This is a genomic window from Lysinibacillus sp. NPDC093692, assembly GCF_050280125.1.
GTDB lineage: Bacteria > Bacillota > Bacilli > Bacillales_A > Planococcaceae > Lysinibacillus.
The window spans coordinates 1-24868 of record NZ_JBNNUW010000039.1 but is presented as its reverse complement, the minus strand read 5'-3'; the positions used below and the strand labels follow the sequence as shown (position 1 = coordinate 24868).

23 protein-coding genes are annotated in these 24868 nt (G+C 34.9%); 4 read left to right on the top strand and 19 right to left on the bottom strand.

Going from position 1 to position 24868, the window contains the following annotated elements:
* Window positions 1-288 precede the first annotated feature (288 nt).
* The 16 genes from yiaA to ACQKN4_RS24230 form a co-directional block, all read right to left on the bottom strand.
* Window positions 289-705 carry an inner membrane protein YiaA gene (yiaA, locus tag ACQKN4_RS24305; RefSeq protein ID WP_427485086.1) on the bottom strand — a complete coding sequence of 139 codons (417 nt, stop codon included), beginning with the start codon at window positions 703-705 and terminating at the stop codon, window positions 289-291.
* A gap of 309 nt (window positions 706-1014) precedes the next feature.
* Window positions 1015-1371: a hypothetical protein gene (locus ACQKN4_RS24300; protein ID WP_079564175.1), complete on the bottom strand. Its 357-nt coding sequence runs from the start codon at window positions 1369-1371 to the stop codon at window positions 1015-1017.
* Between the two features lie 117 nt (window positions 1372-1488).
* Window positions 1489-1980, bottom strand: coding sequence for a hypothetical protein (locus ACQKN4_RS24295; protein ID WP_427485085.1), 492 nt, complete (start codon window positions 1978-1980; stop codon window positions 1489-1491).
* Window positions 1981-2279: 299 nt separating this feature from the next.
* Complete coding sequence (locus tag ACQKN4_RS24290; RefSeq protein ID WP_427485084.1) at window positions 2280-3542, bottom strand: DUF4179 domain-containing protein; 1263 nt, start codon at window positions 3540-3542, stop codon at window positions 2280-2282.
* Window positions 3539-4039: a sigma-70 family RNA polymerase sigma factor gene (locus ACQKN4_RS24285; RefSeq protein ID WP_079564182.1), complete on the bottom strand. Its 501-nt coding sequence runs from the start codon at window positions 4037-4039 to the stop codon at window positions 3539-3541. Before ACQKN4_RS24285 ends, ACQKN4_RS24290 begins: the two co-directional genes overlap by 4 nt.
* 341 nt (window positions 4040-4380) lie before the next feature.
* Window positions 4381-5556 (bottom strand): hypothetical protein, encoded by a 1176-nt coding sequence (locus ACQKN4_RS24280; protein ID WP_427485083.1) that lies wholly within the window; start codon window positions 5554-5556, stop codon window positions 4381-4383.
* A 13-nt stretch (window positions 5557-5569) separates the two neighbouring features.
* On the bottom strand, window positions 5570-6388 hold the full coding sequence (locus ACQKN4_RS24275) for a hypothetical protein (protein ID WP_427485082.1): 819 nt from the start codon (window positions 6386-6388) through the stop codon (window positions 5570-5572).
* On the bottom strand, window positions 6385-7074 hold the full coding sequence (locus tag ACQKN4_RS24270; protein ID WP_427485081.1) for an ABC transporter ATP-binding protein: 690 nt from the start codon (window positions 7072-7074) through the stop codon (window positions 6385-6387). Before ACQKN4_RS24270 ends, ACQKN4_RS24275 begins: the two co-directional genes overlap by 4 nt.
* Window positions 7071-7460: a GntR family transcriptional regulator gene (locus ACQKN4_RS24265; protein WP_427485080.1), complete on the bottom strand. Its 390-nt coding sequence runs from the start codon at window positions 7458-7460 to the stop codon at window positions 7071-7073. The genes ACQKN4_RS24270 and ACQKN4_RS24265 overlap by 4 nt, the downstream gene beginning before the upstream one ends.
* Before the next feature lie 361 nt (window positions 7461-7821).
* Entirely contained in the window at window positions 7822-8295 is a 474-nt protein-coding gene (locus tag ACQKN4_RS24260; protein ID WP_427485079.1) for a GNAT family N-acetyltransferase, read from the bottom strand.
* Window positions 8296-8512: 217 nt separating this feature from the next.
* Window positions 8513-9076, bottom strand: a complete 564-nt coding sequence (locus ACQKN4_RS24255; RefSeq protein WP_427485078.1) for a hypothetical protein — start codon at window positions 9074-9076, stop codon at window positions 8513-8515.
* A 441-nt stretch (window positions 9077-9517) separates the two neighbouring features.
* On the bottom strand, window positions 9518-9904 hold the full coding sequence (locus ACQKN4_RS24250; RefSeq protein ID WP_427485077.1) for a DUF5071 domain-containing protein: 387 nt from the start codon (window positions 9902-9904) through the stop codon (window positions 9518-9520).
* 159 nt (window positions 9905-10063) lie between these two features.
* Window positions 10064-10471, bottom strand: a complete 408-nt coding sequence (locus ACQKN4_RS24245) for a DUF6157 family protein (protein ID WP_079564202.1) — start codon at window positions 10469-10471, stop codon at window positions 10064-10066.
* Between the two features lie 360 nt (window positions 10472-10831).
* A complete protein-coding gene (locus ACQKN4_RS24240; RefSeq protein ID WP_427485076.1) occupies window positions 10832-12658 on the bottom strand; it encodes an ABC transporter ATP-binding protein in 1827 nt (608 codons plus the stop codon).
* Entirely contained in the window at window positions 12651-14414 is a 1764-nt protein-coding gene (locus ACQKN4_RS24235) for an ABC transporter ATP-binding protein (protein ID WP_079564207.1), read from the bottom strand. The genes ACQKN4_RS24240 and ACQKN4_RS24235 overlap by 8 nt, the downstream gene beginning before the upstream one ends.
* Before the next feature lie 73 nt (window positions 14415-14487).
* Window positions 14488-14931 (bottom strand): MarR family winged helix-turn-helix transcriptional regulator, encoded by a 444-nt coding sequence (locus ACQKN4_RS24230; RefSeq protein WP_427485075.1) that lies wholly within the window; start codon window positions 14929-14931, stop codon window positions 14488-14490.
* Window positions 14932-15306: 375 nt separating this feature from the next.
* Here ACQKN4_RS24230 and ACQKN4_RS24225 point away from each other — a divergent pair, with 375 nt between their 5' ends.
* The gene (locus tag ACQKN4_RS24225) at window positions 15307-15819 is read left to right on the top strand and encodes a peroxiredoxin family protein (protein WP_079564212.1); all 513 of its coding nucleotides are present in this window, start codon (window positions 15307-15309) and stop codon (window positions 15817-15819) included.
* 205 nt (window positions 15820-16024) lie between these two features.
* Here the strand turns inward: ACQKN4_RS24225 and ACQKN4_RS24220 are convergent, their stop codons facing one another.
* A complete protein-coding gene (locus ACQKN4_RS24220) occupies window positions 16025-16867 on the bottom strand; it encodes a nucleotidyltransferase (protein WP_079564215.1) in 843 nt (280 codons plus the stop codon).
* 297 nt (window positions 16868-17164) lie between these two features.
* Window positions 17165-19294 (bottom strand): DNA topoisomerase III, encoded by a 2130-nt coding sequence (gene topB, locus ACQKN4_RS24215; protein ID WP_427485074.1) that lies wholly within the window; start codon window positions 19292-19294, stop codon window positions 17165-17167.
* A gap of 623 nt (window positions 19295-19917) precedes the next feature.
* Between topB and ACQKN4_RS24210 the strand changes: the two genes are divergently transcribed.
* The 3 genes from ACQKN4_RS24210 to ACQKN4_RS24200 all read left to right on the top strand — a co-directional run bounded on the left by ACQKN4_RS24210 (window position 19918) and on the right by ACQKN4_RS24200 (window position 23941).
* Window positions 19918-21258 carry an erythromycin esterase family protein gene (locus ACQKN4_RS24210; protein WP_427485073.1) on the top strand — a complete coding sequence of 447 codons (1341 nt, stop codon included), beginning with the start codon at window positions 19918-19920 and terminating at the stop codon, window positions 21256-21258.
* Between the two features lie 203 nt (window positions 21259-21461).
* On the top strand, window positions 21462-22040 hold the full coding sequence (locus tag ACQKN4_RS24205) for a sensor domain-containing protein (protein ID WP_427485072.1): 579 nt from the start codon (window positions 21462-21464) through the stop codon (window positions 22038-22040).
* A 113-nt stretch (window positions 22041-22153) separates the two neighbouring features.
* On the top strand, window positions 22154-23941 hold the full coding sequence (locus tag ACQKN4_RS24200) for a response regulator (RefSeq protein ID WP_427485071.1): 1788 nt from the start codon (window positions 22154-22156) through the stop codon (window positions 23939-23941).
* Between the two features lie 71 nt (window positions 23942-24012).
* Here the strand turns inward: ACQKN4_RS24200 and ACQKN4_RS24195 are convergent, their stop codons facing one another.
* The gene (locus ACQKN4_RS24195) at window positions 24013-24162 is read right to left on the bottom strand and encodes a zinc ribbon domain-containing protein (protein ID WP_427457459.1); all 150 of its coding nucleotides are present in this window, start codon (window positions 24160-24162) and stop codon (window positions 24013-24015) included.
* Window positions 24163-24868: the final 706 nt, after the last annotated feature.

Sequence of the window (24868 nt, the reverse complement as noted above, 5' to 3'; positions counted from 1 at the left end):
CATAATCAAAACTACGACTACAGGTTGGCTCCCTAGTACAGTCGTAGCATCAGTTTAACATACTAAAGCCTTATGAAAAATCGAAAAATCACTAGATAGATACTTGACTAATCGTAAGAAAAGAGCTGCCTAGGCAACCCAACTTTTAATTAAACCCCTTCGATTGTTGAAGAAAGAAATGGAAGCCTTTCCGCAGGTGATCCGTTTCTCAAATTTAAATTTAGTTGTCTATGGAAAAACATAAACCCCTAGTAGCAAAATGGATTCTGCTCCATTTTAGTACATTACTCAAGCTTTTTCTCTTGCCCGCTGCGTATCTCTTATATTCTTTTGAACTGTTATAGCTGCAAATAAACTAAGCACAAATGCCATCCCAAAAAATCCTTTTTCGCTTAAAACAACACTTCCTGCATTGTATAAACCGATGGCCATTAATGAAATAGATACAATCAGGGCGAACCAACTAAGACCATAATAAATATTAGTAACTGGTATTCCCTCATCTTTATCTCTAACTGCTTTTTGTAAAGATATCGCAGAATAAAGTCCGAATACTAAAACTGCAAAGTAAAATCCTTTTTCGTTCAATTGCATAGTTGCGTTAAACAAACCTATTAAATAAGACGCAACGCCTACTAATAGCGCTGCCCACGAAGCCCCCTTGAAGGCCGGAGTCGGTTCTCCCTCCTTCCGTTCTTCTTTCATTTTTAAATCATTTCGTTTTTCTTTATCTACTAAAACTTCATTATCATCATTCAATTTTCCGCCTCCATATTTTAGTCTAATAAAAATGGAGCACCAGGGACATTGTAGTGCACCCAGTACATAGACCTGCATAAAGAACCTGCCATTAAATTGAAGAAGAAAAAGCGATCTTCGTTATTAAAGTATATGCTCATTAGCATGAAGAAGATAACTACACAAACTTTAGGCTTTCTCGCTCAATTATGCCGCGGCATAACTGTATCCGATATCGGCTTGTACTTAGGTCTGCAAAAGGTATTAGTGTAAATCTTAAATAAGTTGCACTAGTTCTGGATTTAATACAACTTTATGAAACCTCCAACAATCAGAGTATTCCGTACCAATTTCATGATCATGCAAGCAAACCCTGTTCATGCCATCACAGCCGTCAAGACCACAACACCCATTTAATCTACTGCTGTCTGAATGGTGGTTTGAATTGATTAAATCCTTGATGTTTATAATGATAGATCCTTTTAATATTTCATAAGCTGTTTCCTCTTGGATTAAATAAAAGCCCCTAGGAATATAATCTTGGCCATCGTTTTCATTTATCAAATTCATATCTTTTAATTCCGTTAACGGCTCAGAAATTTCTAAATGACATGCTTTGCAAATTAATTTCAATTTGTCGTTTCCTCCTTTTATATGAATATATGTTCCAGTCAATGCTAGAAATACCCATTAGCCATCCATATAGCGCAAAACTAGCGCTATACAACAGACAAGTTCAATAAGTTTAATCTACTTCTTAGATGATTTGACTCTTTTTGAGTTCCATTTCCAAATTAAGATTAACGAAATGGCTATAATTAAAATCACAAGTTCAAAATCTAAATCCTTATCATGCATGAACCACATTTTATACCCTAAATTAACCTCTTTTCTCGGTTTTAGACCTTCCCCAAGTAATTGTTCATAATCATTATTTGATTCTACTAAAACAACTGGACTACAAGGACTATTAAAATAGTTCCCGTTTTCTTCATTCAAATAAATAATGTATTTATTCCCCTTTTCGAAATTATAAGCCCATGTAAAATCAGCTTCAAAAATTAATTGGGAATCCACTTCTGTTTTCCAACTTTTCTCAACATCGATTAAGACATACTTTTTTGTCTCTTTTAGACCAGTGAATCCTTCTTGTACACTATCATTTTTCACATCTAAAACCGTCCCAACGATTGCAGTATCAAAATGGTTAATAGCTGGTCCTTCTAATTTAACACAACTCAAAGCATGGCTTTGAATTGGAAAAATTGTAGTTAGAGATATAGACATCATTATGATCAGTAGTATTAATCTCATATTTCCTCCATGACGTTAAATTTAACCAATTAGACGTCTTTGTTTGTCTTTACGTTTCAAAACGAAGGAAAGAAGACACTCCAAAACTTGGAATGTCTCTTACTTTTATCTCAGGTTATCCTTTTGCCTTGGTTTTGCTTTACCTGAAGCCAACACAGAGATATTACCACAAATATGGAAACATTAAAAAGAGTTCAAAAAGGCGAGCCTTTTTGAACATCTTTACTTTATTTCAATGGAATATTCAGTTCAATATTTTTTCCGATAGGATTGAAGAAATAGTTTATATACATTTTGGCTTTGCCATCATAATCTTCAAAGTTCTCCGTCTCATAAAGATACTCATCATCATCTGAGAAAGTGCTACTTTTATATTCTAACGTCGTGCCATCTGCTTTTACAGCACTAACTACAAATGAATGTGCCCTTCTATCATCCCATTTCTTTGCGGCAAATGATACACCTTGCTCCGTTACAGAAATATCCCAATCCAAATAATCAGGCTTCGTGAGTACTTCTTTTGTGCCAAAATCAACTTCGATAAAATCCTTGCCCTTTGGAACGGCATGAACAGCTCCAATTAATAGTTTGAGTGAATCTGAATCATGGAAATAATTACTTTGTAAATTTAGCGTGAATTTGCCGTCTGGACTATTTCTGCCTATTGACAAGCCATTTTTAACTCTTTCTTCTCTTCGCTCCCCATCTTCCGTCTCGACCACAATATTTTCAAGCGATAAAATTTGCATCGTATTCGCTTCATCTAATTCAATATCGATTGCCATTCTTAATGGAGAACGGCGAATTTTTGTAATCGTAAATTTCTGACCTTCGACATTTACAGTACGATTTACAGTAGTAGTTTTCTCCTTTGCGATTTCATTTTGTAGTGAAAACGGCACCGAAATTTCAATGTTCCCCTTATCTTTTTCATAAAAATGAAAAATGGCTTTAAAATCCTTTGAAGTATAAGAAAAAGGCTCTGAAAAACTATAGTCTACTGAAGAAGAGATGCTTGTTTGATGTGATTGATGGCTTGTAAATGAACCTCCGCCTTTAACTTCTTCGTCCCCTTGGTACAATTGGACTCCCTCTAAGCGTAATTCCGACATATCAAATGAGGCATCGGCGTCATAGTAAAGTACTAATCCCGTATTATCTGCAATCACGCCTTGCAATGTAAGCGATAGGCCTTTTTTAGACTGTGTCACATTGATTTCTTCATAATAGTCATTGTCCACAATATCTTTTATCCCTTTATCTCTTACAACCGCAGATACAATTACTTGAAAGCCAGGTATTTTTGCAACATGGCTAGCAATCGTAGGAGAAACACGAATTGAAAATAACAGGCTTAAGCAAAACAAAGAGGCTATTGCAACCGATACAATGCGCTTCTTTGTTCTTTTTTCTCGTTGAACTTTACGAAACATATCCATTCGTACTTGTTGAAGTTTCTCCTTTGGAACGTCAATCGGTAGTTTACTCATAGCCAGTCCTCCTTTTCTCCAGCGAAGTTTTTAAGCTTCTTTAGTATGTAATGAAGCTTAGACTTTACAGTACCCTCCGGAATTTGATTTAGCTCAGCAATTTCTTTGTTTTTTAGTTGCTGAAAATATTTCATATAGACGAGTTGTTGCTCCGACAAAGATAAATGTTCCAATAACCGCTCCATATCAGAGTAGATAACCCATTCAACTTGGTGATGCTCCTTAATTGCAACGGTTGGTTGGCGTTTTCGCAAATGGTCTTTACAACAATTGATTAAGACGCGCACGAGCCATGTTCTGGCATATTCGTGCTGTTTAACGGTATGCATTTTTTTCAGTGCCTTATAAACTAGGTCCTGCATCACGTCTAAAGCGTCTTGCTCATTTTTCAGATATGCAAAAGCCATGCGATATAAAATTTCTTCATCCATTTCAATAAGTGAAAGTATCGCTTGATGATCCCCACGAATAGCACGCTGCACGATTTCACATTCCATCCTTTTCGCCTCCTTCCTCCATTAGACGGAACAATTTTTCATTTCGTTCAAAAAATTTATAATTATTTACAATCTTACATGAATTTACCTTTAATCTTTACGTCAAAGATGTTCCCTTCGAAGACGTAAGTTTTTAATTCCTTCCTTCACTAACCTACTCCGTTAACTCAATAAGAAAAGTTGCCTTTAACTTTAGCCAGTGACTAATTTCATTATCGGCATACTGTCATTAGTATTCCACAAATATCCACCCAAGGAACAAAAAACGGCAGATATGAATCATAGAATTCATACCTGCCAAAGCTGCTTACTCAAATTTATTAAAATGTATGTTCTTCAATTTAATGAATGTTGTTATATATTTGCTCGATATAAAGTGAGTAATCTGCATCTAGTTTGTCTTTATTCTCAATGATGATGTTACCTTCATATAATGATTCACCTGTACGTAAATCACCGATAAGGAACAAATGACCATCCGAAACACGATCGATTAAATATAGTTTACCATCTGTAATCTGTATAGAAGGTTTTTCTTTAGCATTAGCAATGCTTGGATATTTAAAGCTTACAGGTTCTTCCCACTGATTCTTTTCTATATTATAACGGTTCAGTACTAAACCATTGGTTGAACGAACAGGAATGAAAATATCTGTTCCTTGAAGAATGATCCAGTTCTTATATGGTTTTAATTCGGCTGGAATTGTCCATTCCTTCACTTCATTATTCAGATAGTTATACAGATACATTGGGCTAGAGATAGTTTTACGCTCACCATCTTCTAGATATTTGTATTTTTCAACCATATATAAGAAATAATTTTCATTTTGCACCTTATTATATTCATTAAATATATAGATGTTGGCCCTGCTTAGCTCTTCTGACTCTATTTTTGCAATAATTGAGTCTTGCTCTAATTCCTTTTTGTTTTCATCGACCGTATATAAGTGCAACTCTTCCTCATTATTGAGATTGCTTGTTGCTAATATTTTTATTTTTCCATTTTCTACATAGACATCACTCTCATTGATCCAGTCATATCTTACTTGGTCTGGCATATTGATTTCAAATGAAGAACTTTCATTTGTATTTTTATCAAGTATATCGATTTGCAGAGTGAAAGAATCTCCTCGACCCTCTTTATTTGAAAAAATCGTGTAAATTAAACGATCTTCATCTTCAAAATACTGTCCAGGATTTGCTTCTTTTCCACGCATAAACTTACGGTGTTCTTGAATGTATTTTTGAAACATCCCAGGGTAATATCGTCCCTTCAACTCTTCAATAAAAGACCCGCCTTGATTAGTCGAACCATCCTTTGATATATCCAACCTACTATAATTATCACGACTTTGATAAATTGCATGAATGATAAGATTATCCATTTCTCCCTTATTTCCGTTAGTAGTTTCAATTTTAAGAGATACATTATTTGCCATTGCCTGTTGCATATAGTAAGAACCGATTGTCGTCACGATGATTAAACTAATCAATATCGTTTTCCAATATTTTTTCATTGCCATTCCCCCCTTAGACCCTGATTTTATATTTTAGCAAATGATTTGCGATCCAAATGGCACTGACTAATACAATGACGCTCATTACCAGTTCCATTAGGAAGACTTCTAGTGAGTAAAAATAGCCATTTAATAACCTATTTAATAATAGTGGCGCAATAAATACTCCGAACGAAAGCATTCCATAAACGATTGCGATAAAAATGCCTTTTAAACCGTAGCTTCGTTCAATTAAAATGGCCGTGAATAGAACTGCTACAAAGATTAGCCCGACTCCATAAATCAGGATAAATTCCGTTAAGGTATTCGGATAAAGCCTTTCTAAACTATAATCATCATTAAATGAAAAATGCGATTGTAAATCTGTTGGTATAATACTATTAACAATTTGCATTTCGATTGAGATTAATACTATTTGCAAGGCAACTAAACCAAGTACTAAAAGCATAATTGTCGTTAATTTTGAGAAATAAATAGTAATTCTTTCAGTTGGCAACATTAATAATCTATAAATAAATGTATTTTTTCCAAACCAGTCCCGATACCAAATAAAGAAAACATAAATCATCAATATGGCGATGCTAAAAAAGATTGGTAGCAGGAACCATTCAGAACCAACGAACTGATTAAAAGAAAATAACCCGTATTCTTGAGTATATTGGCTCATTGATAATTGATTTTTATACATCACTTGATCCACGCCATTCATATATCCTTTTGACACGACAATCGCCCCAATGAACTGACTGACAATTATCAATCCTATTAAAGTTAGGTACAGTTTGAAAAATCGATTTACTTCGAAATTAAGAAGTTTTAAATAGTTTTTCATCCACGATACACCTCTCTCATGACATCAACTACTGATTTCCCTTCCTTTTCACGCACTTCCTCTACGCTAAATTCCTTTAATACTTCACCGTTATCAATAAGCACTGCTCTATCAATCAAGTGTTCTATATCACTAATTTCATGGGTTGTAATAATCACACCACGATCTTCAATTAAATGGCTTGTAAACACTTCGGCAATTTGTTCACGGGAGAAAATATCAATACCAGAGAATGGTTCATCCATCAGTAAGTAATCCACATTCAGTGCCAAACCTAATATCATATTAACTTTAGCCATATTCCCCTTTGATAAATTGGCAATTCGTTCAGTACGGTCTAGTTTAAAAAATTGCAGCAGCTCTTCTGCCCTTTGAGGATCCCAGTTTTTATAAAAATCGGCCATGAACGCAAAGGCTTCACAAATTTTCATTTGCGGCAACATCGTAATCGTATCTGGAATAAAAGTAATTTTTTCAAAGCTTTCTTTCCGGATTTTTTCCCCATCGATCAAAATTTCACCACTATTAATCGGAGTGAGCGCCATAATAGCTTTCATGATTGTCGTCTTTCCTACTCCGTTTATACCGATTAAACAAGTTATTTCACCTTTTTCAGCAGTAAAAGAAAGACCTTTTAATACCCGTTTCTTGCCATATTTTTTCTCGACATTTTTTACTTCGATCATTTTGATCCCTCCGCTTCTCCGCTTTCGGCATCATGCTTTTTCTTAACTATTTCCAACACTTCGGATAACGGCACATCGATGGATTTAATAGAACCTAAAAATAAGTCAACCGCTTCGATAATCAATTCCTCACGGACACTTTTAAGGACCGCTTCATCTTTAGTAATGCAGCTCGGCATATTCCCCTCAGTAAAAATCAATCCTTGTTCCCCCATTTCCTTATAAGCTCGTTGTGCAGTATTTGGGTTAATCTTCAGCTGGTTGGCTAGCTCTCTTCTTGATGGAATCTCCTGGCCAGGTTCAAAATAACCCTTAGCGATTTGCTCTTTAAAATGCCGGATAACCTGGACGTATACTGGATCCCGATTATTAAACTTTACAGTCAATTAACTCAACTCCTAGAAAATCATATTTTCGTGTATTAAGCACTTAATACAGTTTGAGCATAATGGTGGGCTAAGCACTTTTAAAGAACTTAGCCATTACCCCGCTAATCGATCTCGATGTATTAACAGCTTAATACACCACCCTCAAAAAATGGAAAAGTGTATTAAGCACACAATACACCTTTCGTAATGTATTATATGCTTAATACACTTTTTATGTCAATCAAACCCATGGAAATATATCTCAACATTTAAAAAGACAACCAGTTAATAAACTAATTTGCCACGAAAGTTTTAGTATAAAAAAGTTCTACTCAACATTGAAGTAAAGCATGCGTTAGTTTAATTAAGAAACTAGATTCTAATCTAATTTTTTTATAAATAAAACCCTGTCTTGCTTTAGTCCGTCATAGTCTGTATTGATTGATAGACCATCAACAATTCTATCTCCATCTTCAATTTCAAAACCCATCTTAGTATGATAGGCAATTGAAACTTTATTGACAGGTGACGTTACACAACGAACAATACTTCGATTATTTTGCTTTACCACATTAAAAAAATTATTGTATAAATGTTTTCCAATATTATGCTTTCTGTATTCAGGATGAACCCCAACAAAATGAATATACGCCTCATTTGAATGAGTTTGAGAAAGAAATCCTATTAGAAAACCTACAAGTTTACCATCCTTTTCTGCAATGAAACTTGTTTGTGTAAAATGGTCGAAAAATAATTTTGGTAACATAGCAGACATATTCCTGCCACCCCACCACTCATTGATTAGAGGTGAAATCACATAGTAGTCTGAACCTTTAACTGAACGAATTTCCATTTTAATCCCCCTATTAATGTAAACATCTATTTAAACTAATAGTAACATTAAAGCAAATTTTATCTTATTCCTTATGCAACTAAACAGCACCTTTAATAAATAAAATCCAACAAAAAAAGCGTAAATCCTTGTTGGATAAACGCCCTCGCTGGTTGGGACAAAAGGATCCCGTATAACAAGCGAAGATATGAATGACAAGGTAGATAGAGGTTACTGGTCAATCCCCTTCATAAGCAAAAAGTTGAAATTTCGCCTTAAGTACTGGAAATACTTCTTTCTTAAATTCATTTGTGCAATTCTCAAGAACAATTACGGCACAATATTCATCCTCTTCATTTTCAAAAACATGTTCTACAAATGTCAATATGTATGTCCATTCCTCAAGTGGTTTTCCATTTTCTATTACAATACAAGAATCATTTATTAGTCCACGTTTCTTTATAATTTGTTGTAGTTCTTGTTGATTCATTGGACTAAAAAATATTAGATCATTTTGTGTTTCATTATAAAATGGATGAAGCCACTTTTGAGTTGTAAATACTTTTAAATTCCGGACCAGTCGTTCCCAATTCCTTTCTTCTTTTTTTACATTTTCTTGAATTTCTAAATCCCAATCCATTTTTTCAATCCAAGATGAATCCAGGTTTTCCTCAAACTCTTTAAATAATAGGATATACATCGGGTCGGTTAAAAAACAGTTTAAGAATTCACCATATTTTTCATATTCAAGTTTATCAAAATGTTTAATTTCATATTTAGGTATTGAGTCAATACATATCATCCATAATACTCCTTTTTCATTTTTGCAAAATAATCACAAAAAAAGTCCAACACGATTATTAATCAAGTTGTTGAACGAATGAATGCGTTAGTTGCTTAAATTCTATTATATTTTATTTAGCTTTTAAAAAACGATTTTGATTAATAAATGCGATAATTACTTAAAGCGATGCTATAATGAATAATTTTATCATGCTGATAAAATACTGTTAAAAGCATACCTTAAAGCTACAAATACTAAAATAAAGAACAAAATTGCAAATAACTTTCTATATCTCAAAAATAAAATGAAGCTTTTTGACAAACCCAATAAGCTCCACTTTATTTACAACTATATTTATTGATTCAGCGTCAACTAAAATTGATTTATTAATACTGCCAATCTATATAATGTTCAACCAGGAAATTCTGGGTAAACTATATAATACGAACACCCCGTTAGTTAGATTGTTTCTAAAATTGCTCTTGCGATTTCATCAAGTTCTTCTGCGAGTTCATTAGGTGTAGGTGTTTCAACCACTCTTGTTAAATACTCTCTAAACTGAACTTTTGACTCAACTGACAATTCAATAACCAAAAAGTTTAAAATAAACCACTTCCAGTTTTCGTCATCTGAAGATAAAACATCTTGCACATGTGGGACAATCTCTTCTGGAAAAGTTAATAGTAATTCTAATACGCTTGGTGCCACTGGCCAATTCATATCTTGAATCCATTCAAGGAGGTTAGGCAGTAAAGGCAATATTTGATCTCTATCCATTCTCTTAATTATTTCTACTCTATCATGATCATGCTTATGTCTCGGTAAAAGATCTCCAAAGTTTTCCACACGCAACCCTCCCTTAGATTTTTATACATGGCAATTCATTTATTATATCAGTCTTTATTAAATTAAATTGCCCTTTTAGTTCAAGAAATAGGGATTGTTCCAATGAACAAAAACTTTTGTTTTAACTCAAGGCAGATAAAAGAGTCGGTAATTCTTTCGTTATTTTCCACTCCGTTTAGAACGCATACCTTTTAATAAAGTGATAGTATCCGAATTTAGAAATTGCTTGTACCCTTCACTATTAACATCATATAATGCAATTTTCCCTTCATCATCGTAGTGTATTCCCCACCCATATTTCTTTACCAATAGTGAAGCTCTAAAACACGCTTTAGGTTTTTGGAAAAATTGTTCTCTGTATTCATCTAACCGATCTGATTTAATTTGGTTTTTAATCAAATAAGTTTGAAATTGTACATCTTCCTGCGTATATTTGTAAGGGTTATTACTGATTAAGTCAAATTCAATCGAAGCTATAGTAGGTTTGTTATTTCTTGCGAGCGGAGTAATTGCTGAATGAACTTCCGAATCCTCTGAAATTTTAATAAAAGTATTTTTATAACTCATTAAATTAATCCCTCCTGTAACCATTTGTGTGTGCATCGAAAATTTCTTGTGTCCTTTGAAACCTCCAATTCCCAATTTCCAACTCTTTAAAAAGCTCTTACTCCACTAAATCATTAACACACCTTTATTTTCTCTTAGTATAAAGCTCAAAATCAATTTATCGGAACAAATTCAATATTTATCAGAACAATTTTTAAATTTTTCGCCCACCTTTAATTTATAACCCAACTTTTAAACTTTATCGCTTCAAGAGGTCAAAATTAAAAAACCACCTCTAAGAAACGAGGTGATTTTTATCAAACATTTTTTTTAAAACTACACACTGTCTAGCAGCCAAAAACGAATAGATAGCATACCATTTTAAGAAGCATCTTCAAACTGACTATTATACAGATCCGCATAGAATCCTTTTTCTGCAATTAGTTCTTCATGATTTCCACTTTCAATAATATCGCCGTCTTTCATCACTAAAATTAAATCGGCGTTTTTAATTGTTGAAAGTCGGTGCGCAATGACAAATGATGTTCTTCCCACCATCAATTTATCCATCGCTTCTTGGATAAGTGCTTCAGTACGCGTGTCAACGGAACTAGTAGCTTCATCTAAAATAAGCAACGGTGCTTTTTTAACCATGGCCCTAGCAATGGTAATAAGCTGTTTTTGCCCAACAGATAAACTAGTTTTATCGTTTAAAATCGTGTCATAACCTTTTGGCAAAGTTCTAATAAAGTGATGCAGACCTACAGCCTTACAAGCTGCAATTACATCTTCATCGCTTACATTCTCTTTGTTATATACGATATTTTCCTTAACGGTACCTTCAAATAGCCAAGTATCTTGTAGCACCATACAAAATAAATCGTGAACATTTTTACGAGAAATCGACTTAGTCGGTACGTCTCCAATCATGATTTCCCCGCTATCTACTTCATAAAAACGCATTAGAAGATTAACAAGCGTTGTTTTCCCAGCCCCAGTAGGTCCGACAATGGCAACTTTTTGACCTGCTTTTATTTGCGCAGAGAAATCTTTAATGATTAGTTTCTCTTTCGTATATCCAAACTTAACGTTTTTAAATTCTACATTGCCTGTAACATCTTTTGCATCTAAAGTGGCCTTCTTATCACTTTCGTCTTCAAGTTCCTCTTCTAGTAAGAACTCAAATACACGTTCACTTGCTGCGGCAGTTGACTGCAAGCTTGTAGCTGCCTGTGCTAGCTGTGACAACGGTTGCGTAAATAAGCGGATATAAACCATAAATGAAACAATCACACCAAATGTAATGGAGCCTTTCAATGTAAGTGCAGCACCTACGACACAAACAACAACATACCCTAAATTTCCAATAAAGATCATGAGGGGCATCATCATGCCGGACATAAACTGTGCGCGCCAAGCGCTATTAAAAAGACTTTCATTGATCTCATTAAATTCTTGCTTCGCTGCTTTTTCACCGTTATACACCTTCATGACATCATGCCCTGAATAGATTTCTTCAATATGGCCGTTTATTCTACCAAGATCTTGCTGCTGGCGTATGAAGTATTTTCGAGATCTTGAAATAATAAAGGTCATTAATACAAATCCAACGAAAGTTGCAGCAATGGCAGAAAGTGTCATCGTCACATTAATAGAGAACATCATAATTAACGATCCAAAGAACATAACGACCGCTGTCACTAATGAACCAATACTTTGATTTAAAGACTGTCCAATCATATCCACATCATTCGTGACACGACTTAATACATCACCATAGGTTGTAGAATCAAAATATTTCAACGGTAATCTATCAATTTTGTTCGATATATCTGCCCTTAACTTTTTAGAAACTCGCTGCGTAATCGTAGCCATAATAAACGCCTGCAAATAATTGAAAATAAAACTCAATCCATACAAAATAGCAAGGAACAGACCTATTTTTCCAATAGCCGTAATATCAATCTCCCCAGTAATGCCTTCCGTTATCAAATCGGTGATGTCACTAAGCATATTAGGTCCAATGATTGTGAAAATTGTTCCTACAGTTGCCAATACAAGTGCAAACATCATCGCTGGTAAATAAGGTTTACAATAGGCAATCAACTTCCCCCAAGGCTTTTTAAAATCTTTTGGCTTTTCCCCAGGAGCTGCCATATGACCTGGGCCACCAGGACCTTTTCGGGGCTTATTTTGTGTATTAGGCATTGTCCAACTCCTCCTTCGATAGCTGAGAATACGCGATTTCCTGATAAGTCTTACAAGTTTTCAATAATTCACTATGTTTCCCCATACCTACGATTTTACCTTCATCAAGAACAATGATTTTATCAGCATCTTTAATCGTTCCAATTCGCTGTGCCACAATCAAAGTGGTTACACCTTTTGTTTCTTTTTTCAACGTAGAACGAAGTTGCCGGTCTGTTTTATAATCTAGAGCGGAGAATGAATCATCAAAAATAAAGATTTCTGGATTTCGATTCACTGCTCTTGCAATAGAAAGACGTTGTTTCTGACCTCCAGAAAGATTTGTACCACCTTGAGCGATAGCCGCATCATATTGGTCATCCATGTTCTCCACAAATTCTTTCCCTTGAGCAATTTCCACGGCTTTTTTGATTTCCTCATCTGATGATGGGGTCTGGCCGTTACCACCGTAGGCAACATTAGATTTTACTGTACCTGAAAATAGTACGACTTTTTGAGAAACGTACCCAATCTTATTATGAAGAGCTTCTTGTGCATATTCTTTCACATTAATGCCGTCAACTAATACTTCACCCTCAGTCGCATCGTAAAATCTTGGGAGTAAATTAATCAGCGTACTTTTACCACTACCAGTAGAACCGATGAAAGCGACAGTTTCGCCTTTATGTGCTGTAAAGCTAATATTTTCTAAAACATATTCCTCTGCATTCGGATATTTAAAGCTCACATTACGCAGTTCAATTTCACCTTCGATTCCCTTAGGTGATGATTGCAATTCTCCATCAAGTATTGTTTGAGGTGTATTTAGCACTTCATTAATACGCGCTGCAGATACTGCCGCTCTCGGCAGCAAAATGAACGTCATTGATAACATCATAAATGCCATAACTACTTGCATAGCATAAGACGAAAATACGACCATATCACTGAACAAACCGATTCGATCCATACCTCCAGCATTATTTATTAAATGTGCACCAATCCAGTAGATAGAAAGAGTTAAACCTGACATAATCAGCCCCATCCCAGGTTGCATAAGGGCCATAAGTCGATTCACGAAAAGATTTGTATCCGTTAAATCCTTATTTACTTTTTCAAATTTCTCTTCCTGATATTGCTGTGCGTTATAAGCATGAACAACACGAATACCAGTTAAACCTTCTCTTGTTACACGGTTCAGATGATCTGTCATTTTTTGAACGACTTTAAATTTCGGTAGTACAAAGATGATCAGATTGCCTATCAAAATAAGTAAAACAATGACAGCTACTCCTGTTGCCACTGACCACTCCCAGCTTTTCCCGGTAATCTTTAAAATAGCCCATACAGCTAGGATTGGCGCTTTAATCATCACTTGAAGCCCCATCGCAACCGTTTGCTGTATTTGCGTTATATCGTTAGTAGAACGAGTAATTAGACTTGCGATTGAAAATCCATTAATCTCTTCCATAGAGAAAGATAGCGTTTTATCAAATACACCTTTTCGTAATTCCTTTGACAAAGATGTTGCTACCCTTGCCGCAAAATAGCCAACAATAACTGCCAATATCATACTGCCAAGGGCACATAATAGCATCTTCCCTCCAGCCGTCCATATCTCGCTCGTTTTACTGCCCTCTGTTTGTACAAGGGTCGTAATTTTAGCCATATAGTCCGGCAACTTCAAATCCAAATAAACTTGCCCTACAATGAACACAATACTAGCAATAACGAGCGTCCATTCTTTCGGTTTTAAATATTTAAATATTTTCAACATACACGCAGTCCCCCCTCATTTTAGTTAGCATGCTAACTATATTATCAAATAAAGCTTTAAAATAGCATCTTCTTTAAGATCCTATATTCTCTTTCATGGCATCCATCACTTCAAAAAAAATGTCAAGTTTCTCTTCCGGGATACCTGATAGTAATTTTTGTTCAAGGATTTCTCTACGAGTCTTAATATCTTCATGTATCTTTAGCGCCTCTCCTGTTAAGACAATTTTTTTCAGTCTTGAATCGTAGGAAACAGATTGCCTTGTAATCAAACCATTACTTTCCATGGATTTTAGTATTCGAGATGCTGTTGATTTACGAATAGAAAATGCACGTTCAAAATCCTTTTGAAACACATCTTTATCTTGATTTTTGCAAAGATAACTAATCGTCCAACCATGCATGGCAGTAAGGTTATCTTTTTCCGTTAGCGTAGCACTTGTAATTTGATCCAATTGTCTTCTCATTAATAGCGACAATGTACGCAATTCTAATCCAACTGATCTCCTTTTGCTCAATTATAATACCCCCAATCTATCAACAATAAACTATCGTATTAACCTAGTTTATTATTATTCGAACATCTCCATTTTAAAGATACTTACGTCCTTAGGTACCGATGAATCATGTTGAGATTTATCTTCGTATTCAGTTTGCCATATTGTCTTTAAATAATCCAACAATAAAGTATGCTTATAAATGTCAAAATAACAATGACATTTTGCTTGAATACAATAAATAAATTTCAATAAAGAACGAATGACACTAAAAATTGTTAGAGAAGAAGATGAACCTCGGCATTTTGGTAGTTGTTTTTTCATTTTACATATCTGATTTTAAATCGGAAATAATACAAGGTGGTCATTAGATTTTCAATTTCAAGGAGGAAAAGTATGTCTACATTTAATTTGCGTGACAAAGTACCTGATTTCACACTTCCAGCAGTGAATGGAGAAGAATTCTCTTTTGTATCCGATCAAAGCCAACATAAAAATTGGCATCTTATTATCTTTTTCAGAGGATCATGGTGTCCTGTTTGTCTTCACGACTTAAAAGAGCTTGAAGAAAGCAAAAGTTATTTTGAAAGCAAGAATGTACACCTAATTACCATCTCAACGGATCAGCTTGATAATTTAAAGAAAATGGTTGATGAACATAACCTTACTTTTACCGTCTTAGCGGATGTAGAGTTAAAAACAATAAAAGCATACGATGTATTTTATCACGGTAAAGATGCGCCATATGAGGATCATGGCACGCACGGAGAGCCAGCCTATTTCCTAGTTGATGAAAATGGACAACTACTATATCAACAAAAACAAACAAGTCCATTTGGACGCCCATCATCTACTGAACTTCGCAAGATCGTCCAATATATTGGGAAAAATTTAAAGTCAAATCAATAAACAAAAGTGATTGGGCGCAATAGCAGAGCAACATAAGTAGAAAATGACCCATCTCAAATGGAATTTTAAATACTGAAAGATTAAAGGTAATCACATTAGAGTTGTGATTACCTTTTTCTTTACGTGGAATCAATTCGTCTATAGACTATAAAAACAATACTAATTCCATTTGTGATAGCTAACGAGAATTTGATTTCGGAAGTGATTATATTTTCATATTTAATTCTCTATTAGGGTTAAAGCATTGTAGCCATTTATCAGCTTCAATAACCATCCACGTTCCAAATTCATTTAAAAACGATAACAATTGGTTTGTATCTATTATAGGTGTTATGGCATATTCAAGTGCCTTTTTCATGTCGCTTTCCTTTTCAGGGTAATAGTTAGAAAACACTTTATAAGCAGGATATAAATCCCTTGAATATGCATTTTCCTTGAAAATGACAAGTGCAAGTCCTGCTCTTACTATAATTTTCATAATCCACTTGCAACAATCTTTAATATCTTCTATATCTGAATTATCTTGAATATCATCACAGGCATTTTTAATTTGAGATTGTAAATGAATAAGGTGGTCATTCGCTAAAGCTTCGTTCGCTTTATATTTTGGTAATTGAGGTATCAAGTCTTCTCCAAACACACACAGTCCATGGGTTTGGAGTATGAAACTAATGATAGAAAATGATGACGTATTTAAAACATCTTCCTTGCAGTGAACACTTAGTTCAATACCATCTACACAAGTATGTTTTTGAGTTAATTCTTGTTCTACTTCATTTATCCGCTTTAACTGCAGATTATTAAACTTTTGCTTAGTAATCGCTATTGTGTCTAAGTCAGCAACACCTTCAATACCTATCCCTTTTGGAATGGACCCCCTTATGTATACACTATGTAAGTCATCTTGAAGATGACTAGAATACGTATGAACCACATCGTTTATTACAGGAAGAAAAATCGAGTTGATGTTATTCCAATCTGAATGATTAATAATGTGTCCATCACTATCCGTGACACATAAACTTCCAATTGCTCTAATAGTAGTCATCACATTACTCCTTTTATAAAATATAGTAACTCAGTCTACCTACTATGCTACGCCTCTCGCTGTGGGTTTTATCTTCTAACGAATAAAAACAAATTTCTATAATGACATTACATAGTCACTTTCTGTAAATATCTGATTATTATAACCATTTTACATAAAAATAGAATAGCACGTTCTTTATCGAACATGCTATCCTACTTTCATTATGGAAGTTCACTAGGTTGAAATAACCTTCAAAAATCTATACTTAAATCCTTTTTTTCAGGAAACTCCATCTTCCAGCTATAGTATTCGCTGTTACTTTTCATTAAACTCAAATTCAATCTTTCCTTCTACCAAACGGAGTGACGCATTAAATTGTTTACCATTCTTTGATTTAAACCCTTTAAGCAGAGCTGTTTTACCAATCTTACATAAATCATTAATGTTCTTTTCAGTTAGTTTTTTTCCTAATAGCCTTCCTGGGAACGTTTGTTTACAACCATTTTTATAATTCGAGCAACCGTAAAAGCTTTTACGCAAACCTATTTTTCCTACTTTACATGTCGGACACGTCACAATATCTTTCACAGCAGTTGGTTTAAACTGCTCTGCGTCAATTGTAAGTGACTCTAACTGTTTAGGTACCTCCGCTAATAATTGATTAACAAACTTGCCAATACTTTCAATAAAATGTTTTGCAGAGCCTTCTCCACGGCCAATTTTATTTAAGTAAATTTCCCATTTTGCAGTCATAGATGGGCTTGAAAGTAATGTCCCTTCAATCGACCGACATAAAAGCTCCCCTTTGGACGTAATGCTCACTATGTTTTTTCGCACTTCAATAAATCCATGCTTTTTAATCGTCTCTATAATGCCACTCCGAGTTGCTTCTGTGCCAATACCTTCGATCGATTTCAGCACTTCGATTTCCTCTTCATCCTCAACTGATTTACCGCATGTTTTCATCATCGTAATGAGTTGCCCTTCGGTATAATGCTTAGGAGGCGTGGTCGTGCCTTCTAAAATAGAAATCTTGCTTTGTACCATCTCATCTTGGAAAACGACAGGTAACGACTCTTCACGTTCCTTTAAGTCTTTTTCGCTTGAAAACAACTCTTTCCAACCTTTTACAAGTTCTGTTTTCCCTACCGTTTTAAACTCTATATTTTTGACATTCGTTAAAATCGTTTTTTCATCGTATTCATAATCTTGATGGAACATAGCGAGTGTCGTATTAACTATCTCGAAATAAATATTTCGTTCATCAGCATTCATTGATTGTAACGCTTTTTCTGTCGGCACTTTTTTCGTTGGAATAATCGCATAGTGCTCCCCTACGTTGGCACTGTCGACATAGCGTTTGTTATTCCCACGATTTAGCGCATTAAATGGCTTTCCCACGAGCTGCTGGTATTTTGCCAATGATTCATTTAAATAAGCGAACTCATTATGTGTAATAAGTTGTGAATCGGTACGTGGGTAAGAAACGAGCTTTTTCTCATAAAGTGATTGCGTAAGTTTCAACACATGTGACGGACTATATTTCCAACGTCTATTAGCGGCGGCTTGTAATGTTGATAACGCATGTAATTTTGGTGGTGCAATACGCTTCGTTTTGTTCGTTACACTTGTAATTAGACCCGTATCCACCGGTTCAACCCCATGTTGTTGCAATAATTGCACAGCCTCTGCACGCTCTTTTGTTTTTAACTTTGCCTTCCCTTTATATACACCATTCCGTGCTTTAAATATCCCTTCAATTTCATAGAACTTTTCAGGCTTGAAATGTTCAATTTCCTGTTGCCTTTTATAAATTAAATATACGGTTGGCGATTGCACACGACCGATAGAGATACTACCCTTAAAGCCCTTTTTTTGTAAAAGTAGCGTATATAGGCGACTACAGTTCATTCCTACTAACCAATCGCTAATTTGACGTGTTTTTGCTTCTTGGTACATGAGCATATCACGCTCATTACTTTGCATATTATTAAAGCCTTTTCGAATTTCCTCAACCTCTAATGAATTGATCCATAATCGTTTAACAGGCTTATTTACTTTCGTCATTTTTAAAAGTGAGTAGAAGATATTTGACCCCTCACGTTCACTATCGCAGCAGTTATAAATCATTGTTATCTGTGGATCACTAAAGATTTTTTTTACTACATTAAATTGTGTATACATTTTAGAGACAACTTTATCTTCAAATTTTTGAGGAATGATCGGTAATGATCCAAGCGACCATTTCTCCCATTCCTTTTGATATTCTTTTGGTTCCTTTAATTCAACAAGATGACCAACTGCCCAGGTAATTACTGCACCCTCAGGAAAAGTAGAACAAGGTTCCAATTCAATAAATACTTTCTCTTTTTGTTTAATTTTAAATGCGTCTGCATAAGCTCTTGCTTGAGATGGTTTCTCTGCCAAAATGGCGATTTTCCCCATTAATCATCACATCTTCTTTAAAATATTTTAGTAGCTATATATATATAAACATAAAACTCAACTAATCAGATTAGTTGAGTTTAGTGTAAAATACCTTACTACTATCTTACTTTAAACAATTTAAAATATCACTTACTAAAATCTTTGTACCAGAGGCATCCTTCAAATATTTTAAACCTCCAGTCGCAAGCCAATCGATTTCGTCTAGCTTCATTAAAATTTGTGCAATTTTTACAGAATCAGGCTGCTGTGATTTAACTAAGTAATTTTCCGCCCTTCCCCTTTAATTCATTTGTTTATCGAATTTACTTCCTGTCATTTCCACAGACACAACTTAGAATAAAAATATTTTGGCATACAGATTAATTCATCTTTAAAATTCCTCCCAAATTTATAATCTAGTCTTACTTGCGACTCATCAATGTAATTATTATTTATAAGTTGTCATAGCCGATGGTACAAAAGTGTAATGATAGCCTATGACCTGTGTCAATTAACCTTATGACAATATGTAACTAGAAAATATGATATGGGATAGATAACAATTGAATTAAGGCAATTGATTCGTGCAAGTACATGAATCAATCTTGCTTTTACAAATAATTCAATTGAGGTGGAAAAAAATGAATAAGAAAAGAATAATTGCAATGGTTAGTACAGCTTTATTAGTCACAGGATGTGGAGAAGTAGGAAAGGCTCAAACAGTAGCAGTCGAAAAAGTAGCAGTCGAAAATTCAGGCCAATCAATCCAAAAAAATATAGTTAAATCAATACAATCACAGGCTTACCCATTAAAAACGGTAGAGCCGTCAAAATCATTTGAGGATTTAAAACCACTTAAGAAGATGATTGGGAGCGCACAATATGTAGGATTAGGAGAGAATACTCATGGAAGCTCTGAAATTTTCACTATGAAGTTTCGATTTGTGAAATATTTGGTTACTGAGATGGGTTTTACAAATTTCACAATGGAAGAAGATTGGGGAAACGGCTTAAAGTTAAATGAATATATCCAAACAGGAAAAGGAAACCCTAGGGAATTTTTAAACTTGTTATATCCTACTGATGAAATTATAGCCATGATTGAGTGGATGAAAGATTATAATGCTGATCCATCCAATAAAAAAAAGATCCAATTTATTGGGCTCGACTTAAAGGAGTTGGACCAAGGTTGCTTTAATAAAGTAATTGATTATGTAAGGCTGCATCGACCAGATTTGCTGGCAGAAGTAGAAGAAAATTATAAAGAATTGTCGGCTTTTAATGGAAGTACACAGGAATATATGGACCTTGCTCCTGAAATAAAAGAAAAGTTCAAGGCAAACGCTGAGAGAGTAGCTAGATTACTAAAAGATGAGAATAAGCAAGCCAACACAGAAATAGCTTCACCCGAGTACATCTGGGCGAAAGCAACGGCAAGTGCAATAGAGAAATTTACCACAATGCTAATTCCTAACGACTATCCAAGTATGTTAAAGCTACATGAGCAATACTTGGCCGATCATGCAATGTGGGCACAAGAGACATTGGGTGGTAAAACGATGGTATGGGGACACAATGTTCATATAGCTAAAGGAATTATCGATGAGAAATTATACCCTTATGTTGCGGGGCAGTATTTGAAGGAACGTTTAGACAATAATTATGTCACAATTGGCAGTACAACTACGGAGGGGAATTTCACCTTATACAACGACACCGCAGATAAGATTATAACGGATCTGATTCCACAAGATGTAAATAGTTTCAATTATACCCTCGGAAAAGTACCATATAAAATGTTTTTATTGGATAACCGTCACCTTAAAGGACCAGCAGAGAAATGGGTTAAAGCAAAAAAACCATTACTAAGTATAGGGGGACGACTCGTACCGAACGAATCGGCATACTTTGATAAGTCATTGCTTGAGCAATTTGATATTATTTTTCATATTCGAAAAACAAGTCCATCTCATATTAAATAAAAGTACAAAACAATCCGTTCTTGCATCTGCAAGAACGGGATTGTTTGGTGGAGGTTAATAAAAGCATCTTTTTTTAACCAGAAGTAGGTTACTCTCCCCTTTTTAGCATCATTTAGAAATGTCATATGACACTTTTACACTAGTGAGAATGACAAAAAAAGCAGTACAATTCGGTTATTACATAGATAGGAGCGATGAACTTTATGAAATCAAGATTCATCCAGAATGGTTATTTTTTATTGCTAACTTTCGTTACAGGATTGTTTTATTTTTGTTTTTATCTAATAGCTCTGCTATTCAGCTTCACCCTTTCATTTACGGTAATTGGGATTCCACTAGTTATACGCGTACTACAGACTACTAAACCTTTTATCCAATTCGAGCGCATACAGACGAAAATTTATACAGATATTTCAACAGACTCTTATGATAGAAGTATAACAATAGATACATCGAACTGGACTCAGGTGAAATTAGTGCTTACCGATCGTCGCAATTGGTCTGCTGTCTATTGGTTAATGCAGAAATTTGTGATTGGCATTTTTAGTCTCATTTGTGCAACCATTTTTTATATAATGCCACTTATGTTGCTGTTCGCACCACTACTGTATCGCTACATCGAAATGAATATTATATTCATACAGATAGATACTTTTGCCAAGTCACTCTTTGTAATGTCTATGGGTATAGTATTTATCGCCATAAGTAGTAGAATAGTAGATGGTTTGACAAAGAAAATTGGGGGCTATACACGTAGCATGATTCGGCAACTAAATCGATAGAAGTTTGCCTTCTGTGAGAGAATTGTAGTGTAAAATTAAAAATTATAACAATGTATAAGGATTAATTTATAATATAGGAAGTAAAAAGGTAGGCTATTTAGGGGGTAAATGACTTGTTAGATATGGTTAAGTATTGGGTTTGGTACGATTGGATTATGTTAGGAGTCCGTATACTTGTTAGTATCTCTATCGTCATAAACACATTAGATTTTCCGGTTAGTTTAACATTGCCACTTTGGATTATTATTTTTTGGGAGGTTGTTGCCTTCTCGATTCCATGGGTAGCCTTACTATTCAATTATAAATATTATTTGTTCACAGAAATACTGCTATATGGTGGACTATGTATATATTTAACCTCATTATTTCCGGAAGCTTACATCACATTTCTTATATCGGTGTTTCTAATTGCTGCGAATAGTAAGCATTTGTCCTATTATTGGACAGCTCCAACAACAGTTTTTATAACAACTGGAATTCTCTATGCGGTTGCGCCAAGTAATAGCTATTGGATTTTGGTTACCTACTATGGACTCGCTTATGTAATGGGCTTCGCTTTCCATTTATTAATCGTCAATCATAAGCAAAATGAAGCGATTCGTAAACAAAACGCGGTACTTGAGCAATATATGTCTCAGATTGAACGTATTACACTGGCAGAAGAACGGAACAGACTGTCGAGTGAGCTTCATGATACAGTTGGTCACGCTTATACTTCTATTATTATGGGGATGGAAACGTTGCGTACCGAACTTGCTACTGAAATGGGTATACAGAGGCTAGATTCTTTGCTTGAAATGGGACGTAAAAGCATCGAGGACGTGAGAGGTTACCTACATCAAATGGATTCTCCGTGTCAATCGTCTTCCTTGATTCAATCTCTACAAAATCTTGGAGCCGAATTTCAGGAGCACGCTCAGGTAAATGTAAGTTTTAGGACATTCGGAGAGGAATATCAACTGTCTCAGCAAGCGAAGATCGCATTCATTCGTTGTTTACAAGAATCTCTTACAAATGCAGTACGTCATGGTCAGGGGACTGAAATTATAGTTTCATTGCAGTTTGAACAACAATATACGAGGTTAGAAGTTCAAGATAACGGAAAAGGAAATGTAGAATGGCAGGAAGGCTTCGGTATGAATGCGATGAAAGAACGGGCAATGAATTTGCAGGGGCAATTGTCTGTATATACAAAGCCAGAGGAAGGAATGCTTGTTACATGTACCATACCGCGACAAATTGAAATAAAAGATGGACTTATTCGTTTGTTAATTGTAGACGACCAGCCATTTGTTCGAGAAAGTTTGAGGACACTACTCGATAGATATGAAGATTTAAATGTAGTCGGTTTGGCTGAGGATGGCAATCAAGCCATCGATTTGTGTGGGCGCCTTCAACCCCACGTTATACTTATGGATTTAGATATGCAGCACATGGATGGAATCGAAGCAACCAAAAAGATTAAGCAACAATGGCCACATATCCGCGTATTGATTTTTACAACGTTTCAAGATACCGAACAGGCTTTAGAATCGCTTCGCAACGGTGCGGATGGTTTTTTACTCAAATCTATTGAAACGTTGGAGCTAGCTAATACGATCCGACTTATTCACAAAGGTGGGACACTGATTGATCAGGGGATGTCTCACAAAATATTTAAGAAGTTTGATGAGCAAAAAGAGACACCACAATCAAAAGCAACCGCTTATGAGCTAACAGCTAGGGAGATAGAAATATTGCAGCTAGTAGCAAAAGGACTTCGATACAATACGATAGCTTCAAGGCTATATTTATCGAATGGTACGGTCAGGAACTATGCTTCAACAGCTTACTCAAAGTTAGGAGTGCGTAACAAGGAAGAAGCTGTCCACAAGGCTCTAGAAATTGGAATTATTGATTGAACTACCTCCACTTTCACTTCGTTTAGAAGTGGGGGATCCCTAAGTAAAGAGTTCTATCGAACTCTAATTTATTAGGCTAGCTCCACAGTCCTTGCGGTTAGAAGCCTGATCGCTTCATTCTTTAGATTGATACTTGCGTTAATATCTCTATCATGATGTGTATGACAAGAAGGGCAATACCATTTGAAAAAGAAAACTCTAATATTATTGATACAATTTATGAGGTCATTGCTAGTTTGAACAGTAAATTAAATGAAAAAAATATTAACATATATTTAAAAAACAATGGAAAAACGTTATTTGATATGTAAAAAAATAGGTGTTTCGAATATGTTTTCTTATTAAAATTGTAACTAAACATTTTTATGAGATGATATTTAAACTTTTGACTATCCTTATACAAGAGATGCCTTTTTGGTAATATAAAAGTAAGCGTCAAATATTCCCCACCTACTATTTGACGCTTACTTTTAAAGGAAAACAATTCAAAAAAGTGAAACCCGCTAGGGTTTATTTCGTATGCAAATCTTTCAATCAACTACACTTGCCCCTTAGAAAAAAGAAACAATCTTGTCTAAAATTGACTTTGCATAAGCTTGGCCAGATAGCGATGTGGCGGTACCCCATCGCCATCAAGTTAAGGTTCTGAAGCCCCCTAAATGAAAATTTCATTTCTCTGTAGTTATTTATTTCAGGAGTAAGCTCACAGTTAACTATGCATCTTGTTTCGTTAAATAATAAGAACCACCTCCCGATTTTCGAGGGTAGTGACCCCTTAAAGTTAGAGTTTTTATTATGCAGCTAATTGGCTGGCTTGAGTTCGATATTTTACGAGGGCACTGAAAAACTTGCGTTTTTTATAAATAAATTCGTTATAGAGAAAGATAGGGCGCTTCTTGTTCAATTTTGAACAGGAAACGCCCTAAT

Excerpts from the sequence above, each read along its gene's own strand:
- ACQKN4_RS24210 (WP_427485073.1), top strand. The coding sequence starts at position 19,918 with ATGAATAAGAAAAGAATAATTGCAATGGTTAGTACAGCTTTATTAGTC.
- ACQKN4_RS24235 (WP_079564207.1), bottom strand. The coding sequence starts at position 14,414 with ATGTTGAAAATATTTAAATATTTAAAACCGAAAGAATGGACGCTCGTT.
- ACQKN4_RS24220 (WP_079564215.1), bottom strand. The coding sequence starts at position 16,867 with ATGACTACTATTAGAGCAATTGGAAGTTTATGTGTCACGGATAGTGAT.
- ACQKN4_RS24285 (WP_079564182.1), bottom strand. The coding sequence starts at position 4,039 with ATGGAATGTGAAATCGTGCAGCGTGCTATTCGTGGGGATCATCAAGCG.
- ACQKN4_RS24240 (WP_427485076.1), bottom strand. The coding sequence starts at position 12,658 with ATGCCTAATACACAAAATAAGCCCCGAAAAGGTCCTGGTGGCCCAGGT.
- ACQKN4_RS24290 (WP_427485084.1), bottom strand. The coding sequence starts at position 3,542 with ATGAGTAAACTACCGATTGACGTTCCAAAGGAGAAACTTCAACAAGTA.
- ACQKN4_RS24270 (WP_427485081.1), bottom strand. The coding sequence starts at position 7,074 with ATGATCGAAGTAAAAAATGTCGAGAAAAAATATGGCAAGAAACGGGTA.
- topB (WP_427485074.1), bottom strand. The coding sequence starts at position 19,294 with ATGGGGAAAATCGCCATTTTGGCAGAGAAACCATCTCAAGCAAGAGCT.
- ACQKN4_RS24280 (WP_427485083.1), bottom strand. The coding sequence starts at position 5,556 with ATGAAAAAATATTGGAAAACGATATTGATTAGTTTAATCATCGTGACG.
- ACQKN4_RS24225 (WP_079564212.1), top strand. The coding sequence starts at position 15,307 with ATGTCTACATTTAATTTGCGTGACAAAGTACCTGATTTCACACTTCCA.
- ACQKN4_RS24275 (WP_427485082.1), bottom strand. The coding sequence starts at position 6,388 with ATGAAAAACTATTTAAAACTTCTTAATTTCGAAGTAAATCGATTTTTC.
- ACQKN4_RS24205 (WP_427485072.1), top strand. The coding sequence starts at position 21,462 with ATGAAATCAAGATTCATCCAGAATGGTTATTTTTTATTGCTAACTTTC.
- yiaA (WP_427485086.1), bottom strand. The coding sequence starts at position 705 with ATGAAAGAAGAACGGAAGGAGGGAGAACCGACTCCGGCCTTCAAGGGG.
- ACQKN4_RS24245 (WP_079564202.1), bottom strand. The coding sequence starts at position 10,471 with ATGAGTTATAAAAATACTTTTATTAAAATTTCAGAGGATTCGGAAGTT.
- ACQKN4_RS24260 (WP_427485079.1), bottom strand. The coding sequence starts at position 8,295 with ATGGAAATTCGTTCAGTTAAAGGTTCAGACTACTATGTGATTTCACCT.
- ACQKN4_RS24255 (WP_427485078.1), bottom strand. The coding sequence starts at position 9,076 with ATGATATGTATTGACTCAATACCTAAATATGAAATTAAACATTTTGAT.